The organism is Lacisediminihabitans sp. FW035, assembly GCF_054880895.1.
Map to the genome: position 1 here is coordinate 1,689,945 of NZ_CM142187.1, position 13,880 is coordinate 1,703,824.

The 13,880-nt window shown below is 66.9% G+C and carries 12 protein-coding genes; 4 read left to right on the forward strand and 8 right to left on the reverse strand.

Annotated features, from left to right (window positions below):
- Positions 1 to 86 precede the first annotated feature (86 nt).
- The 4 genes from ACVXZ4_RS08135 to ACVXZ4_RS08150 form a co-directional block, all read right to left on the reverse strand.
- Positions 87 to 2,225: a 3-hydroxyacyl-CoA dehydrogenase NAD-binding domain-containing protein gene (locus ACVXZ4_RS08135; RefSeq protein ID WP_461797723.1), complete on the reverse strand. Its 2,139-nt coding sequence runs from the start codon at positions 2,223 to 2,225 to the stop codon at positions 87 to 89.
- Positions 2,222 to 3,424, reverse strand: a complete 1,203-nt coding sequence (locus ACVXZ4_RS08140; protein WP_461797724.1) for a thiolase family protein — start codon at positions 3,422 to 3,424, stop codon at positions 2,222 to 2,224. Before ACVXZ4_RS08140 ends, ACVXZ4_RS08135 begins: the two co-directional genes overlap by 4 nt.
- 77 nt (positions 3,425 to 3,501) lie before the next feature.
- Positions 3,502 to 4,749 (reverse strand): ribonuclease D, encoded by a 1,248-nt coding sequence (locus ACVXZ4_RS08145; RefSeq protein ID WP_461797940.1) that lies wholly within the window; start codon positions 4,747 to 4,749, stop codon positions 3,502 to 3,504.
- Between the two features lie 98 nt (positions 4,750 to 4,847).
- Positions 4,848 to 5,447, reverse strand: a complete 600-nt coding sequence (locus ACVXZ4_RS08150) for a DUF3000 domain-containing protein (RefSeq protein ID WP_461797725.1) — start codon at positions 5,445 to 5,447, stop codon at positions 4,848 to 4,850.
- A gap of 22 nt (positions 5,448 to 5,469) precedes the next feature.
- On the opposite strand from ACVXZ4_RS08150, the gene ACVXZ4_RS08155 reads away from it, so the two are divergent.
- Positions 5,470 to 6,654, forward strand: coding sequence for an alpha/beta hydrolase family protein (locus ACVXZ4_RS08155; RefSeq protein ID WP_461797726.1), 1,185 nt, complete (start codon positions 5,470 to 5,472; stop codon positions 6,652 to 6,654).
- Between the two features lie 28 nt (positions 6,655 to 6,682).
- Here ACVXZ4_RS08155 and ACVXZ4_RS08160 read toward each other — a convergent pair whose 3' ends face one another.
- The 3 genes from ACVXZ4_RS08160 to ACVXZ4_RS08170 all read right to left on the reverse strand — a co-directional run bounded on the left by ACVXZ4_RS08160 (position 6,683) and on the right by ACVXZ4_RS08170 (position 8,818).
- On the reverse strand, positions 6,683 to 7,396 hold the full coding sequence (locus ACVXZ4_RS08160; RefSeq protein WP_461797727.1) for a dihydrofolate reductase family protein: 714 nt from the start codon (positions 7,394 to 7,396) through the stop codon (positions 6,683 to 6,685).
- Positions 7,393 to 7,833, reverse strand: coding sequence for a SufE family protein (locus tag ACVXZ4_RS08165; protein ID WP_461797728.1), 441 nt, complete (start codon positions 7,831 to 7,833; stop codon positions 7,393 to 7,395). The genes ACVXZ4_RS08160 and ACVXZ4_RS08165 overlap by 4 nt, the downstream gene beginning before the upstream one ends.
- An 85-nt stretch (positions 7,834 to 7,918) precedes the next feature.
- Positions 7,919 to 8,818, reverse strand: coding sequence for a sulfurtransferase (locus tag ACVXZ4_RS08170; protein WP_461797729.1), 900 nt, complete (start codon positions 8,816 to 8,818; stop codon positions 7,919 to 7,921).
- A 162-nt stretch (positions 8,819 to 8,980) separates the two neighbouring features.
- On the opposite strand from ACVXZ4_RS08170, the gene zapE reads away from it, so the two are divergent.
- Entirely contained in the window at positions 8,981 to 10,003 is a 1,023-nt protein-coding gene (gene zapE / locus ACVXZ4_RS08175; RefSeq protein ID WP_461797730.1) for a cell division protein ZapE, read from the forward strand.
- Between the two features lie 50 nt (positions 10,004 to 10,053).
- On the opposite strand, the gene ACVXZ4_RS08180 is transcribed toward zapE, so the two are convergent.
- The gene (locus tag ACVXZ4_RS08180; protein WP_461797731.1) at positions 10,054 to 11,184 is read right to left on the reverse strand and encodes a Na+/H+ antiporter NhaA; all 1,131 of its coding nucleotides are present in this window, start codon (positions 11,182 to 11,184) and stop codon (positions 10,054 to 10,056) included.
- Between the two features lie 273 nt (positions 11,185 to 11,457).
- Between ACVXZ4_RS08180 and ACVXZ4_RS08185 the strand changes: the two genes are divergently transcribed.
- Together ACVXZ4_RS08185 and ACVXZ4_RS08190 are read left to right on the forward strand one after the other, a co-directional pair.
- Positions 11,458 to 12,729, forward strand: a complete 1,272-nt coding sequence (locus ACVXZ4_RS08185; RefSeq protein WP_461797732.1) for an ammonium transporter — start codon at positions 11,458 to 11,460, stop codon at positions 12,727 to 12,729.
- Between the two features lie 125 nt (positions 12,730 to 12,854).
- Positions 12,855 to 13,874: a hypothetical protein gene (locus ACVXZ4_RS08190; protein WP_461797733.1), complete on the forward strand. Its 1,020-nt coding sequence runs from the start codon at positions 12,855 to 12,857 to the stop codon at positions 13,872 to 13,874.
- Positions 13,875 to 13,880 lie beyond the last annotated feature (6 nt).

Genomic DNA, 13,880 nt, shown 5'->3' on the forward strand with positions numbered 1-13,880 from the left:
CACATTCATCGGATGCTGCGCCGCCGTCCACAAAAAAAACAGGCCCGCCGTGTGCCGGCGGGCCTGTGATCGTACTGGGGTTCGAACTACTCGACGCCGCGAAGCACCGGGTGGTGGAAGGTGTCGTGGAAGACACGCTCCGACGCTCCGACCCGGTCGAGGTACGGCGTGACACCACCCATCTGGAACGGGTAGCCGGCACCGAGGATGAGGCAGAGGTCGATGTCCTCCGCGGCCGCCACGACATTGCTCTCGAGCATGCGGTGAACCTCATCGGCCAGGCCGTCTTCGAGGCGTGTGCGCAGGTCTTCTGCGGTCATCGGCGTTGTGCCCCCGGCGACGATCGCGCGGGCCTTCTTGTCGATGCCGGTGATCTTGCCCTTGGCGTCGCGCTCGAAGATATGCCCGAGCTCGGCGAGCTTGTGCAGGTTCTCGCTCTCGAAGAAACGCTCGGGGAACGCGGCGTGGTGGGTGTCGAGCACGTGGGCACCCACCTTCAACCCCACGAGCTCGAGCAATTCGAAGGGGGTCATCGGAAGCCCGAACGGCTTCGTCGACTCCTCGACGACCTCGAACGGCGTGCCGGTATCGACCGCGTGCATCGCCTCGCCGAGCACTTTCGCGAGGATCCGGTTGACTACGAAACCGGGCGTGTCCGTGGTGATCACGGCGTTCTTGAAGAGCTTCGCGGCGGTCACCATCGCGGTGGACAGGGTCGCGTCATCCGTCTGCGGCGTCCTGACGACCTCGACGAGCGGCATGACGGCCACCGGGTTGAAGAAGTGGAACCCCACGAGGCGTTCGGGGTGCTTCAGCTTGGCGCCGATCTGCTCGACCGAGAGCGAGGAGGTGTTCGTCGCGAGGACTGCCGTCTCGGAGAGGTACTGCTCCACGTCGGCGAAGACATCCTGCTTCACCCCGAGCTCCTCGAAGACGGCTTCGATCACCCAGTCGCAGGCGGCGAAGTCGGCCTTGTCGGTGGTGCCCGTGACCAGGGCTTTGAGGCGGTTAGCCTCGTCCGACGAGATGCGCTTCTTGCCGAGGAGGGTGTCGATCTCGTCGTGGATGTAGGCCACGCCCTTGTCGACTCGCGCCTGGTCGAGGTCGGTGATGATCACGGGAACCTTGAGGCGACGCACGAACAGCAGGGCGAACTGGCTTGCCATGAGGCCGGCCCCGATCACGCCGACCTGGGTGACCGGCTTGGCCAGGGCCTTGTCCGGCGCGCCGGCAGGGCGCTTGGTGCGCTTCTGCACCAGGTTGAAGGCGTAGATGCTCGCCTTGAACTGGTCGCCGGAGATCAGGTCGGCGAGGGCCTCGTCCTCGGCGGCGAATCCGGTCGCCCGGTCGGTGTTCTTAGCCGCTTTGAGCAGTTCGAGCGCCTTGTACGGGGATTTCGCCACCCGTCCGATGCGGCTCTCGAGCATCTTGGTCGCGACACCGATCGCGATGTCCCACTTGACCGCGCGCTCGATCTTGCCGGGGGTATTGGCGCGCTTGACCTTCGTCGTGCCGGAGATGACTCCGTCGGCCCAGGCGATCGAGTGCTCGAGGAACGAAACGGAGTCGAAGATCGCGTCGGCGATTCCGAGGTCGAATGCCTCCTGGCCCTTCAGCATCCGGTTGTTCTTCAGCGGGTTCTCGATGACCACTTTCAGCGCGTTCTCGATGCCGATGAGGTTCGGAAGCAGCCAGGCGCCGCCCCAGCCGGGGATGATGCCGAGGAACACCTCGGGAAGAGCCACTCCGGGGGTGCTGCGGTCGATGGTGCGGTAATCGGCGTTGAGGCCGATCTCCAGCCCGCCACCGAGCGCGAGCCCATTGATGAACACGAACGAGGGCACGCCGAGGTCGCTGAGCTTGCCGAGCGCGTAGTGGCCGAGTTCAGCCATCTGCTTGCCGATGGCGCGGCTCGAGATCGAGCCGACCTTGGAGAGGTCGGCACCGGCGGCCAGGAAGAACGGCTTGCCGGTGACGGCGACACCGGCGATCTCTCCGCGCCCGGCACGCTCCTTGAGGGAGTCGAGGGTCGCTGCGAACTCGACGAGGGTGACCGGTCCGAGTGTGGTCGGGCGCGTGTGATCCCGCCCATTGTCGAGTGTCAGCAGCGCGAGCGTACGGCCTCCGGAGATCGGGATGTCACGTACGAAGGAGTGGGTGACGACTTCGTCGTCGGAGGCCGCGAGAAGCTCCGCGAACCGGTCTTGTTCGATCACGTCAGTCACTTCTTCTTCTTTCCATCGAAGTACGGGTTCTCCCAGATGACGGAGCCACCCTGGCCGAGGCCGACGCACATGGCGGTGAGGCCGTAACGCACATCCGGACGCTCCTTGAACTGGGCGGCGAGCTGGATCATCAGACGCACACCGGAGGAGGCGAGGGGGTGACCCATCGCGATCGCCCCACCCCACTGATTGACGCGCGGGTCGTCGTCGGCGATGCCGAAGTGGTCGAGAAGCGAGAGTACCTGCACCGCGAAAGCTTCGTTCAGTTCGAAGAGTCCGATGTCGGTGATGGAGAGCCCGGCCTTCTTGAGTGCCTTCTCGGTCGATGGCACCGGTCCGATGCCCATGATCTCCGGCTCGACACCGGCGAACGCGAAGCTCACGAGCTTCATCTTCGCGGTGAGCCCAAGCTCTTTCGCACTGGCTTCACTCGCGAGGAGGCTGATGGTCGCGCCGTCGTTGAGGCCGGAGGCGTTTCCTGCGGTCACCCGACCGTGGGGACGGAAGGGGGTCTTCAGCCCAGCGAGCCCTTCGAGGGTGGTCTCGGGGCGGAGCGCCTCGTCGCGGGTGGCGAGTCCCCAGCCGGACTCCGAACGGATCGAGACGGGGATGAGGTCGGGCTGGAGCTTGCCGTTCTCGTAGGCCGCGGCTGCCTTCTGCTGGCTCGCGAGCGCATAGCGGTCCGATCGCTCCTTGGTGAGCTGGGGGAAGCGGTCGTGGATGCGCTCCGCGGTCGAACCCATGTTGAGGGCCTCACCGCTCACGAGCTTCTCCGAGAGGAAACGCGGGTTGGGATCCGCGCCGAAGCCCATCGGATGACGACCCATATGCTCGACGCCGCCCGCGAGAGCGAGGTCGTAGGCGCCGAATGCAATGCCTCCGGCCAGCGTGGTGACCGAGGTCATCGCCCCCGCACACATGCGGTCGATGGCGAAGCCGGGCACCGACTTCGGGAGGCCGGCGAGCAGTGCGGCCGTGCGGCCGAGGGTGAGGCCCTGGTCGCCCTGCTGCGTCGTCGCGGCGATCGCGACCTCGTCGATCCGGTCTTTCGGAACATCGGGGTTGCGCTCGAGCAGGCCCACGATGGCTTTGACGACCAGGTCGTCCGCTCGGGTGTTCCAGTACATTCCCTTTTCACCCGCGCGTCCGAAGGGGGTACGAACCCCGTCGACGAACACGACTTCATGTCTCTCGGCCACAATGCCTCTTTTCGCTCATAGGTAACGGGAAAAAGCCTAAACCGGCGAAAATCGACCCGAGAATCGTTTGACTGTTCCTACGAAACGGTCTCGACGCCCGGTTCCATCGTTTGGTTGGCATCGACAAAGGCATCGAGGATCACCTGTGCGATAGCGTCAACCTGCCAGGTGCGCGCTCCCAGCCCCGCGAGGCCCGCGCGGATGCCCTCGAGGTCGAGGGGCTGCGGGGGAGTCCAGGCGAGGCGGCGCAGCAGTTCCGGAGTCAGCACGTTCTCGACCGGGATGTCCATCTCGGTCGAGACGAGGGTGATCGCGGCGCGGGCGGCCTTGAGCCGCTTGTCCGCTTCGGGATTGCGGTCGCTCCACACGCGCGGTGGGGGCATCGCATCACTTGCGACCCTCAGTGCGGGCAGGTCTTCGGTGGTGCGTCCGGCCTCGACGGCGGCCCACCAGCGCGGCAGTTCCGAGCGACTCGCCCGTCCATTGAATTCACGGAGCGAGGCGAGCCCGTGCCGCGACTCCGGCATCGCCTTCGCCGCCGCGATGAGTGAAGCATCCGGAACCAGGCGCCCGGGCGCCGTGTCGATCTCGCGGGCGTAGGAGTCGCGTGCCTCCCACAGCTCGCGGGCGACGGCGAGATTGCGTGCGCCGCGCACGGTGTGGAGCCCGGAGAGCCGCCGCCAGGCATCGCCGGTGACGACCTTCGCCTCGCGTGTGAGCACGGCCGAGAACTCCTGGTTCGCGATCTCGGTCTTGCCAGCCTCTTCGAGGAGGGCAGCCATCGCATCCCTCAGGTCCGGCAGCAGCTCGACGTCGAGCGCCGCATAGACCAGCCAGGACTGGGGGAGCGGGCGGGTCGACCAGTCCGCCGCGGAATGTTCCTTGGCCAGGTGGATGCCGAGCAGATCTTCGACGACGGTGCCGAGCCCCACCCGGGGGAGTCCGGCGAGTCGGGCACCGAGTTCTGTGTCGAAGATGCGGGTAGGGTCGAGGCCGACCTCGCGAAGGCAGGCGAGGTCTTGGCTTGCTGCGTGGAGCACCCATTCCTCGTCGTGGACGGCCGCGTCGAGTTCCGCGAAGGAGCCGATCGCGGGAGGATCGAACAGGAATACGCCGGAACCACGGCGGAAGACCTGGATGAGGTAGGCACGCTGGGAAAAGCGAAAGCCCGACGCGCGTTCGGCGTCGATGGCGATCGGTCCGTTGCCCGCAGCGATCGCATCGACAGCCTCGAGGTACTCCTCGCGGGTCTCGATCACGTGTACTTCGACGTGCGGGGCCTGCGCCGGTTCCACCGGCGGAGTCGTTTCGGTGACCGGCTCAATGACGGATTCCGGCTCGACGGCGGCTTCGCTCGAGGGCGCAACGACAGCCCCGTTGAACTCCGTACCGTCGAGAAACACCGGTTCTCTTCCGGTGTCGCTCACGTCCGATCTCTGCGGGCCGCTAGCACACTCACTCCTTCGACAGCCGGCGGGAGTCCCGCCAGCATGCACAGCAATTCCCCCCAGCCTTCCACATGTGAGGTGATGTCGTGGGCATCGAGGGGCGTCCAGGAAGCCCGCAGCTCGATCTGGGCGCCGTCGCCCTGGGAGGCGAGCTCGCCGAACCCCGTGGAGATGATGCGGGTAGCCGTGCCGGATTCGGCGGTGTAGCGGGCGCCGCGGGCATCCAGGGCGTCGACGAGCCAGGACCAGGTGACATCCGCGAGGAAAGGATCGAGGCCGATGTCCGTCTCGAGGGGCGCCTGGGCGTAACAGACCACCCGGAACACTCCGCCCCACGCCTCGGGGGAGGACGGGTCGTAGAGCAGGATGAACCGTCCCGTGCCGAGATCGGAGTCGGAGTTGTGACGTGCCGGCGTGACATCCGCGGCGAGGGCCACGCTGTACGGGGCCAGATCTCCACCGGGCGAGGGGATCTCTGTGAGCACGAGCTCGGAGCGGAGCGTCGCCCGGCGGATGGCATCGAGCGCGGCGCGGAACGGGGCCGGCTCCGGTTGTCCTGCGGCGTTTTCGGGCACGAGTGAAGACTAAAGTTCCCCTGTGGCAGATTCCCGAAGGCACGCCGTCAAAGCATTTCCTGTGCTACCCGTCGCCCTCGCGGCTGCAGGCGCCGTCGCGACGGTCGCAGCCCTCACCGTGGCAGGGGTGACCCTCCTCGTGGCGCGCACGGTCGTGACCCCACCGAAGCGCAGGCCGGAGGACACGCGGATCCTCTCGGTGGACGGCGCCGGTGACCTGGTGACACTGTCCTCGACCGCCGATTCCCGACTTGCCGGGGAATACAGCCTCTTCTTCTCCGAGGGAGCGGGCCACGCGAGGGTGGGTGACATCGTCGCCGAGACACCGGAGACCGTCGTGCGTCGCCTTCTCGGTGTGGATCGCGGGGATCTGTCCCGGGCCCGGCGCGGCCGGTTCAGCGGCTGGTTCTACACCGGTCCTGCAGATCTCGGTGTCGAATTCGAGAACGTAGAGATCGCCACCGAACTCGGTCCCGCTCCCGCCTGGCTGATACCGGCGGCCGCGCCGACCACTCGCTGGATGATCGGGGTTCACGGTCGTGCGGTGCGCCGGGAGGAGACGCTGCGGGCGGTTCCGGTGTTCAGAGCCGCAGGCTACACGTCGCTGCTCATCTCCTATCGCAACGACGAGGACGCTCCAGCGAGCCTCGACGGGCGGTACGGCCTCGGCGATACGGAGTGGCACGACGTCGAGTCGGGCATCCGCTACGCGCTGGATCACGGCGCGACGGATGTGGTGCTGATGGGCTGGTCGATGGGCGGCGCGACGGTGCTGCAGACCGTGACCCGTTCGGCACTCGCCGGCGTGGTGCGCGGTATCGTGCTTGATTCGCCGGTCATCGACTGGGTTACGGCTTTGCGCTTCCAGGGAGAACTGCTTGGGCTGCCGAACCCGATCCGCTCGGGTGTCATCGCTCTCCTCGGTCTGAAGTGGGCCGGTCGTCTCACCGGCCAGCACGTGCCGATCGACCTTCCTCGCCTCGACTTCGTGCGCCGGTCTGCAGACCTGCACGTGCCCATCCTGCTCATGCACAGCGACGACGACGGATTCATCCCCTCCACCGCGTCGCTCGCCCTCGCGGCGGCCCGGCCCGACATCGTGACCTATGAGCGATTCACCGGGGCGGGGCACACCAAACTGTGGAACTTCGATCGCAGACGGTGGAACGATGCCATCGCCCACTGGTTGAGCACGACGCCGCTCTGATCGGGCACGCCGTCATTCGAGCACGCTGCTAGTCGAGCACCCTCCAGCGGGCGTAGAGGGTACTGCTGTCGTCGGCGAGCAGCTGCGCAAGTTCGAGGCGATGCGCCGAGATCGGTGAGGTTCCGAACATCGGGAGGGACACGCCGCCGACGGTCGGACTCGTGGAGAGACACAGCTCGTCGACGATGCCGGCGTCGAGCATCTGCGCGGCGAGCGACGGCCCTCCCTCGCAGACGATCCGGCGGAGCCCGCGACGGCGAAGGGTCGACACGATGTCGACGGCCGACAGACGTCCCGCGGTATCCGGGACGACGACGATCTCCGCGGACGGAAGTCCGGACCGGGCGACATCCGCCGCGGAGGCGGGGCACAGCACGAGCGGGACGAATCGGTCCGGGTCGACGGTGAGGCGGTGGCCACCGAGATCCCCGGTGCTCGTCACGATGGCGAGGGGTGCGGTGCGGGGCAGCTGGTAGCCTTCGGCGCGAACACTCGAGGCGCCAACGAGTACGACGTCACTGTCGCGACGGATGACTCCGAGGATCTTGCGATCCGCCCGGTTGGTGAGCGTCTCGGAGGTGTCGTCGCCGCCGGCGGCGCTTCCGCTGACGCTCGCGACGAGGTTGATGCGCAGGGTGTCCGCGCCGGGGAGCCCGTACAGCTCGGCGAGGCGGGCGCGGGAATCCGAGTCCTCCAGGGGGATCGAGGGGCCGGCCTCGGGGAACAGCCGCCTCACGATCACGCGGCGGTCCTCTCGCGCACCTGGCGCTTGGCGCGGGCGAGCATCGCGGTCATCCCGCGGATGCGCAGCAGGCTGACTGCCTCGGTCAGGCCGATGGTGTTGGGGAAGTCGTCGGGCACGTCGAGCACCTGTTCGACGGTGAGCCCGGACAGCCCCTGGACGAGGATCGACGCGAAGCCGCGAGTGGTCGGTGCTTCCTTCGGGGCGGTGGCATGGAGATGGACCACACGATCATCGTCCACCTCGACGAAGATGAACACCGGCGACTGGCACTCCACGACGCGTTCGAGAAGGTCGGGATGGTCGGAATAGCGCGGGGGGAGGTTCGGCAGTTCATTGGCGAATTCGAGCAGCAGGATGAGCCGGTCGCCCTGTTCGAGCTCGAGGAAGTCCTCACGGATCTGGTTGAGGGAGTCGGGTAGTTCGCTGCTGGTCATAGGACTCCAGTATTCCATCCGCCGGAGGCAGCGGTCCCGGATGCGCGAGCGGCCGGGATCCATGGAGCCCGGCCGTTCGAGCCAGTCAGCGGGTCGGTACCGCTCCGGGTTCGGAGCCCTTGACGATGGGTACCCGCACAGCGGAACCCCATTCGGTCCACGATCCGTCGTAGTTGCGTACGCCCTCGAAGCCCAGGAGGTGGGTAAGCACGAACCAGGTGTGGGCGGAACGCTCGCCGATGCGGCAATAGGCGATCACGTCGTCCCCCTCGGCGAGACCGGCACCGGTGCGGTAGATCGCGTCGAGTTCGGGCAACGGACGGAACGTGCCGTCCTCGGCGACGGCTTTGCCCCAGGGCACGTTCTGCGCGCTCGGGATATGGCCGGCCCGCAGTGAGCCCTCCTCCGGGTAGGCGGGAGCCGTCGTGCGCTCCCCGCTGTACTCCTCGGGCGAGCGCACATCGATGAGCGGGCTGCCGAAGTGGGCGAGCACGTCGTCCTTGTAGGCACGAATGGAAGAATCGTCACGCTCGACCACGGGGTAGTCCATCGCGGCCGGAGTCGAAGTCTCTGTGACATAGTCGCCTCCCTCGGCTTCCCACTTCGCCCGGCCACCGTCGAGAAGGCGCACGTCCTCGTGACCGAAGAGCGTGAACACCCAGAGGGCGTAGGCGGCCCACCAATTGTTCTTGTCTCCGTAGATCACAACGGTCGTGTCGCGACTGATGCCCTTGGATCCGACGAGTGCTGCGAACTGCGTCCCGTCGATGTAGTCGCGCTCGACCGGGTCATTGAGGTCGGTGTGCCAGTCGATCTTGACCGCGCCCGGGATGTGGCCGGTCTCATAGAGGAGCACGTCTTCATCGGACTCGACGACGACAAGACCTGGGGCACCGAGGTGGGCACGGAGCCAGTCGGTGCTGACGAGACGGTCCGGGTGCGCGAACGCCGCGAAATTGCTGGATTGGTCGACCTCGACGGTCATCTGGTACCTCCGGTTGGCGCCCTCACGGACGGCGATTTGCCTGTGGGCAGGGAGCTAGGCTCGTAACTGACCGTTAACGAATCTACGCACTCGACCTGACCGACATGTCGATTCCGTAAGACTTCGACACATCCTCCCGCAAGCGTAAGGGCCTTTCGACACGTGACCGCCGAACAGGTGATTTCCCGAGGCAGCCTCGTCGATCGCGACTCCTCGATCACACCGGCCGAGATGGTGAAACACCTCGTACCGCCGCGCCAATTTGAGACCGCCACTCTCGACTCGTACCGCCCGGACCGGGACTATCCGTCGCAGGGGGGAGCCGTCGCGGTCATCCGCAATTTCGCCCACGGCTTCTCGGTCAAGGGCGGCGGACTGTTCTCCCGCCGCAAGGCTCCGGTCGAATTGCCGGGGGTCTACCTCGACGGGGGCTTCGGAGTCGGCAAGACCCACCTACTCGCGGCTCTCTGGCACCTGGCTCCCGGCCGCAAGTATTTCGGCACCTTCATCGAGTACACGGCACTCGTCGGTGCTCTCGGCTATGCCGGTGCGGTCGCGCAGCTCACGGGTGCGACCCTCGTCTGCATCGACGAGTTCGAGCTGGATGATCCGGGGGACACCCGGCTCATGTCACGCCTGCTCTCCGAACTGGTCGCGTCGGGATCCCGCATCGCCGCCACCTCGAACACCCCGCCGAACGCACTGGGCGAGGGTCGCTTCGCAGCCCAGGACTTCCTGCGCGAGATCGATGCGCTGGCGGCGCGATTCACCACGGTGCGCATCGACGGCCTCGACTATCGCCGCCGCGACATGGAGGGGCACGCCTCGACGACTGCCGACGGCGACTTCGGCACGGAGCTCGCGCGGCTGACCGGGGTGGTGACGGTCGACAGCTTCGACGCGGTCATCCGCCACCTGTCCACGGTGCATCCGTCGCGTTATGTGCGCATGATCGATGGACTTGACGGAATCGCCCTCACCGGCGTGCATCCGCTCTCGAACCAGACGGATGCACTCCGCCTCGTCGCGTTCGTGGATCGCCTCTACGACGCGCAGGTTCGAATCCTCGCCACCGGCACCCCGCTCGACCAGGTGTTCGATGAGGACATGCTCGCCGGCGGTTATCGCAAGAAGTACCTCCGAGCGGCCTCCAGGCTCATCGCACTGACCGCCGGGCAGGTCTGAGCCGTCCTGTACCGGCACCCACCCGTTCTTCGCGGAACGGAAGACAGAGGTCAGGCGTCGATAGAGCGGTAGTGACGCGCCCGGATCGCGGTGAGGATCACGCCGACCACAGCGGCGAGAACCGATGCCAGGAGCACAGCAAGAGTGCCTTCCACGGCCACGTCCGGCTGCTTCGCGTAGGCGAGCTCGTTCATGAGCAGCGACACGGTGAACCCGATTCCGCCGAGACCCGCGACGGCCAGGATGTCGCCGAGGGGGATGCGATGGCGTTTCGAGGCAAGCCGGTTGGCCACAAGCGCCCCGCCGGTGATGCCGACGAGTTTGCCGATCGGCAGGGCGACGATGATCGCCCAGAACACCGGGCTGAGTTCCCCGATGCCCACGGACGGAAGCACGACGAGCGCGGCGACGAAGGCGAAGACCGGCAGGATGATGCCGTTGCTCCACGGTTCGAGGGCATGACGGGTACGATCGGCGCTCTTTCCGGCCATGATCAGGCCGAGCGCGACCCCGGCGATCGTGGCGTGGATTCCCGAGAGGTGCACGAGCACCCAGGCCGCGATCCCGAGCACGATCAGGGCGGCCACGATCGGCGCCGATCGGACCCGCCTGCTCAGCCAGCCGAAGAGCAACACGACGGGCACGGCCGCGATCAGCGGCAGCGGCAGCAGGTCGTCGGTGAAGAAGAACGCGATGATCAGGATGGCGATGAGGTCGTCGATCACGGCGAGAGCAAGCAGTAGGGCCCGGATGCGCGAGGGCAGGGCGCGACCGACGAGCGCGAGCGCCCCGAGCGCGAATGCGATATCGGTCGCCGTGGGGATCGGCCAGCCGTGGGCGAGTTCGCGGTCGGGCACCATCAGCAGGAAGATCGCGGCCGGCACGATCACGCCGCCCACTGCGGCGATGGTGGGCACCAGCGCCTTCCTGGGGCTGTCGAGCTCGCCGTGCCGGAGTTCGTGCTTCAATTCGATCGCGGCGAGGAAGAAGAAGATCGCGAGCAGGCCGTCGGTGACCCAGTGTCCGACCGAGAGGTCCAGTCCGAGCCACGGCACCGGAAGGTGCTGGTCGCGCAGTCCCTGGAGGGCGGGGCCGACGGCGGAATTCGCGAGGATCACGCCGAGTATTGCCGCGCCGAGGAGGAGGAAAGCGGCGTATCGCTCGCTTCGAAGGAATTTCATAAGGCCCCGGATCGCATCCGCACCAGTTTACGAGAGACGGGGGAGACCGAGGATCACGGTGCGATCGCCCGCCCGCACCGCTTTGGAAACACGATGTTTACATTCGCGCACAGCGCGTAACAACGGAGAAACACGGGGACACGCTCGCGGAAATATCGGCCCACCAAACTGTCCCCATCCCCGAGGCGGTTCCCGGATCGCAGCCTGCTGCCAGGCATCGTGCGAAACGCCCCGCGGGAGTCCTTTGGAAAAAGAGAGAGGCAACCCCAACCCATGGTCGCATTGTCGGTCCTTACAAATGCCACGACTGACGGCATAACATCCAACCTGAACTCGCTCTGGCTTCTTGTAGCCGCGGCTCTCGTGCTCATCATGACCCCCGGGGTCGCATTCTTCTATGGCGGAATGGTGCGCGCCAAGAGCGTCATCAGCATGATGATGATGAGCTTCGGCGCAATGGGGCTCATCGGGGTGCTCTGGGTGCTCTACGGCTACGGCCTCTCCTTCGGGCCGCCGCTCATCTCCGGCTGGCTGGGCAACCCGTCGGGGCTCTTCGGCCTCGGCAAGCTCGTCGGAATCGGTAAAGACGGTGCGATGACGGGAGATCTCCCGGGTCTCGCCTTCGCCGGCTTCCAGGCGACCTTCGCCATCATCACCGTCGCACTCATCTCCGGCGCGATCGCCGACCGCGCGAAGTTCGGTCCGTGGATGGTCTTCGCCGGCGTCTGGGCGACCCTGGTCTACTTCCCCGTCGCCTACTGGGTGTTCAACCTCACCGACGGCTGGGCGCCGCACGTCCTGGGCGTGAACGACTTCGCCGGTGGTACCGCGGTGCACATCAACGCCGGTGCGGCGGGACTCGCCCTCGCACTCGTGCTTGGCAAGCGCGTCGGCTTCCAGAAGGGAATGTCGAAGCCTCACAACGTGCCTCTGACCCTGCTCGGCGCCGCACTGCTGTGGTTCGGCTGGTTCGGATTCAACTCCGGATCCGAAGCCGCAGTCGACGGTGTCGCCGCAATCGCCTGGATCAACACGCTCGCCGCTCCGGCTGCGGCCATCCTCGGCTGGCTGATCGTCGAGCGCATCAAGGACGGCAAGCCCACGTCGATCGGTGCCGCGTCCGGCGCCGTCGCCGGACTCGTGGCCATCACCCCGGCCTGTAACATCCTCACCCCGGGATGGGCGATCGTGCTCGGCATCCTCGCCGGTGCCGTCTGTGCCCTCGCGATCGACCTGAAGTTCAAGCTCGGCTTCGACGACTCGCTCGACGTCGTGGGAATCCACCTCGTCGGTGGACTGCTCGGGACGCTCTACATCGGCATCTTCGGCAGCGGCATCGGCCTCATCGACACCGGCAGCTTCAAGCAGCTCGGAGTGCAGGCCCTTGCCGGATTCGGAATCGGCATCTACTCCTTCGGTCTCGCCTGGATCATCGGCACGGTCATCCAGAAGACCATGGGCTTCCGCATCACCAACGAGGATGAGGTCGCCGGCGTTGACACCATCGTGCACGGTGAAGAGGGCTACGCCCTCGAGACCGTCTAGCTCGGTCAGCACAAGCAGGGCGTCGTCCTTCGGGACGGCGCCCTGTTCTGCGTCGCCCGGGTTCCGCGTCCCCCTAGTCTTGGCTGCGACGGCGCCGCACGTGCGCCGACCCCGGAGGGTGTCGAATGGATGGTGTGAGCCTGGGCTTCAGCGCACTCGCCATCGTCTCGATCCTCGCGGTCACCGTGCTGCTCGCCCGGGTCGAGAAGCGTGTGGCCTCCGGGGACTGGGCGCGGACGGTGCTCGTGGCGGGCACCGGGGGAGCGATCGTCGCCATCGCATGCTCGGCCCAAGTTCTGGTCCTGCCGCTGTTGCTCGTCGGCCCGCTCGCGGCGCTCGGAGCGCTCTTCGCTACGCTCGCGACGTCTGTGATGGATTCGTCATCGACCCCGAAGCGGCTGGCCGTGGCGGCAGCGGCCACCGCGATCGTGTTCCTCCCGGTGGCCCGGGCGGTGTTCGGCGCACCCTTCGACCCCTTCGGCACCCAACTGGGAGTCATCGACCTCGGAGGAGCCCTGCCAACGCTGGCGGCGGGCGGTGCAGTCGCCGTGGGCACTGCGCTAGTGCGCCGTTCGTCGACGCCGGGGGTCCCTGCGTCCTCGAAGAGGTGGTCGAGCATCGTGCCCGCAATCCTCGCCTGGGTCGCCGGGATCGGCTGGCTGGTGGGGCTCGAGCTCGCGGCGGACGACATGGTGCCGATCATCCTGGTGAGCGCCCTGGTCATCCCGGCGGTCGCGACCCTCGCAGCATCCGTCGTCGAGAGGCTGCGGTTCCGGCGCACGACGCCGTCGGGGGTCGTCACCGGACTCCTGGCCGGGATGGCCGCGGCCGTGCCCGCCTGCGCCTTCGTGACTCCCACTCTTGCAGTGGCCATCGGGCTCGCGGCAGGAGCGGTCGGCGCTCTCCTTCCCGACCGTCTTCGCGCCTGGCCCGCTGCGACGCTTGCGGTGGGCGCGGGCCTCAGCGTCGTGCTGCTCGGCGCCTTCGGCACGAACATCGGCTACATCTACACCGGCCAGCCCGAGCTGATCTTCGGACAGTTCTTCATCACGATCCTCTCGCTCGGCGGCGGGCTGGGCGTCGGAGCAGGCCTGGGGTGGGCGATCGAGCGATGGTCGCCGAAACGCCCGTCACCGCGTCGGTAGTCGCCG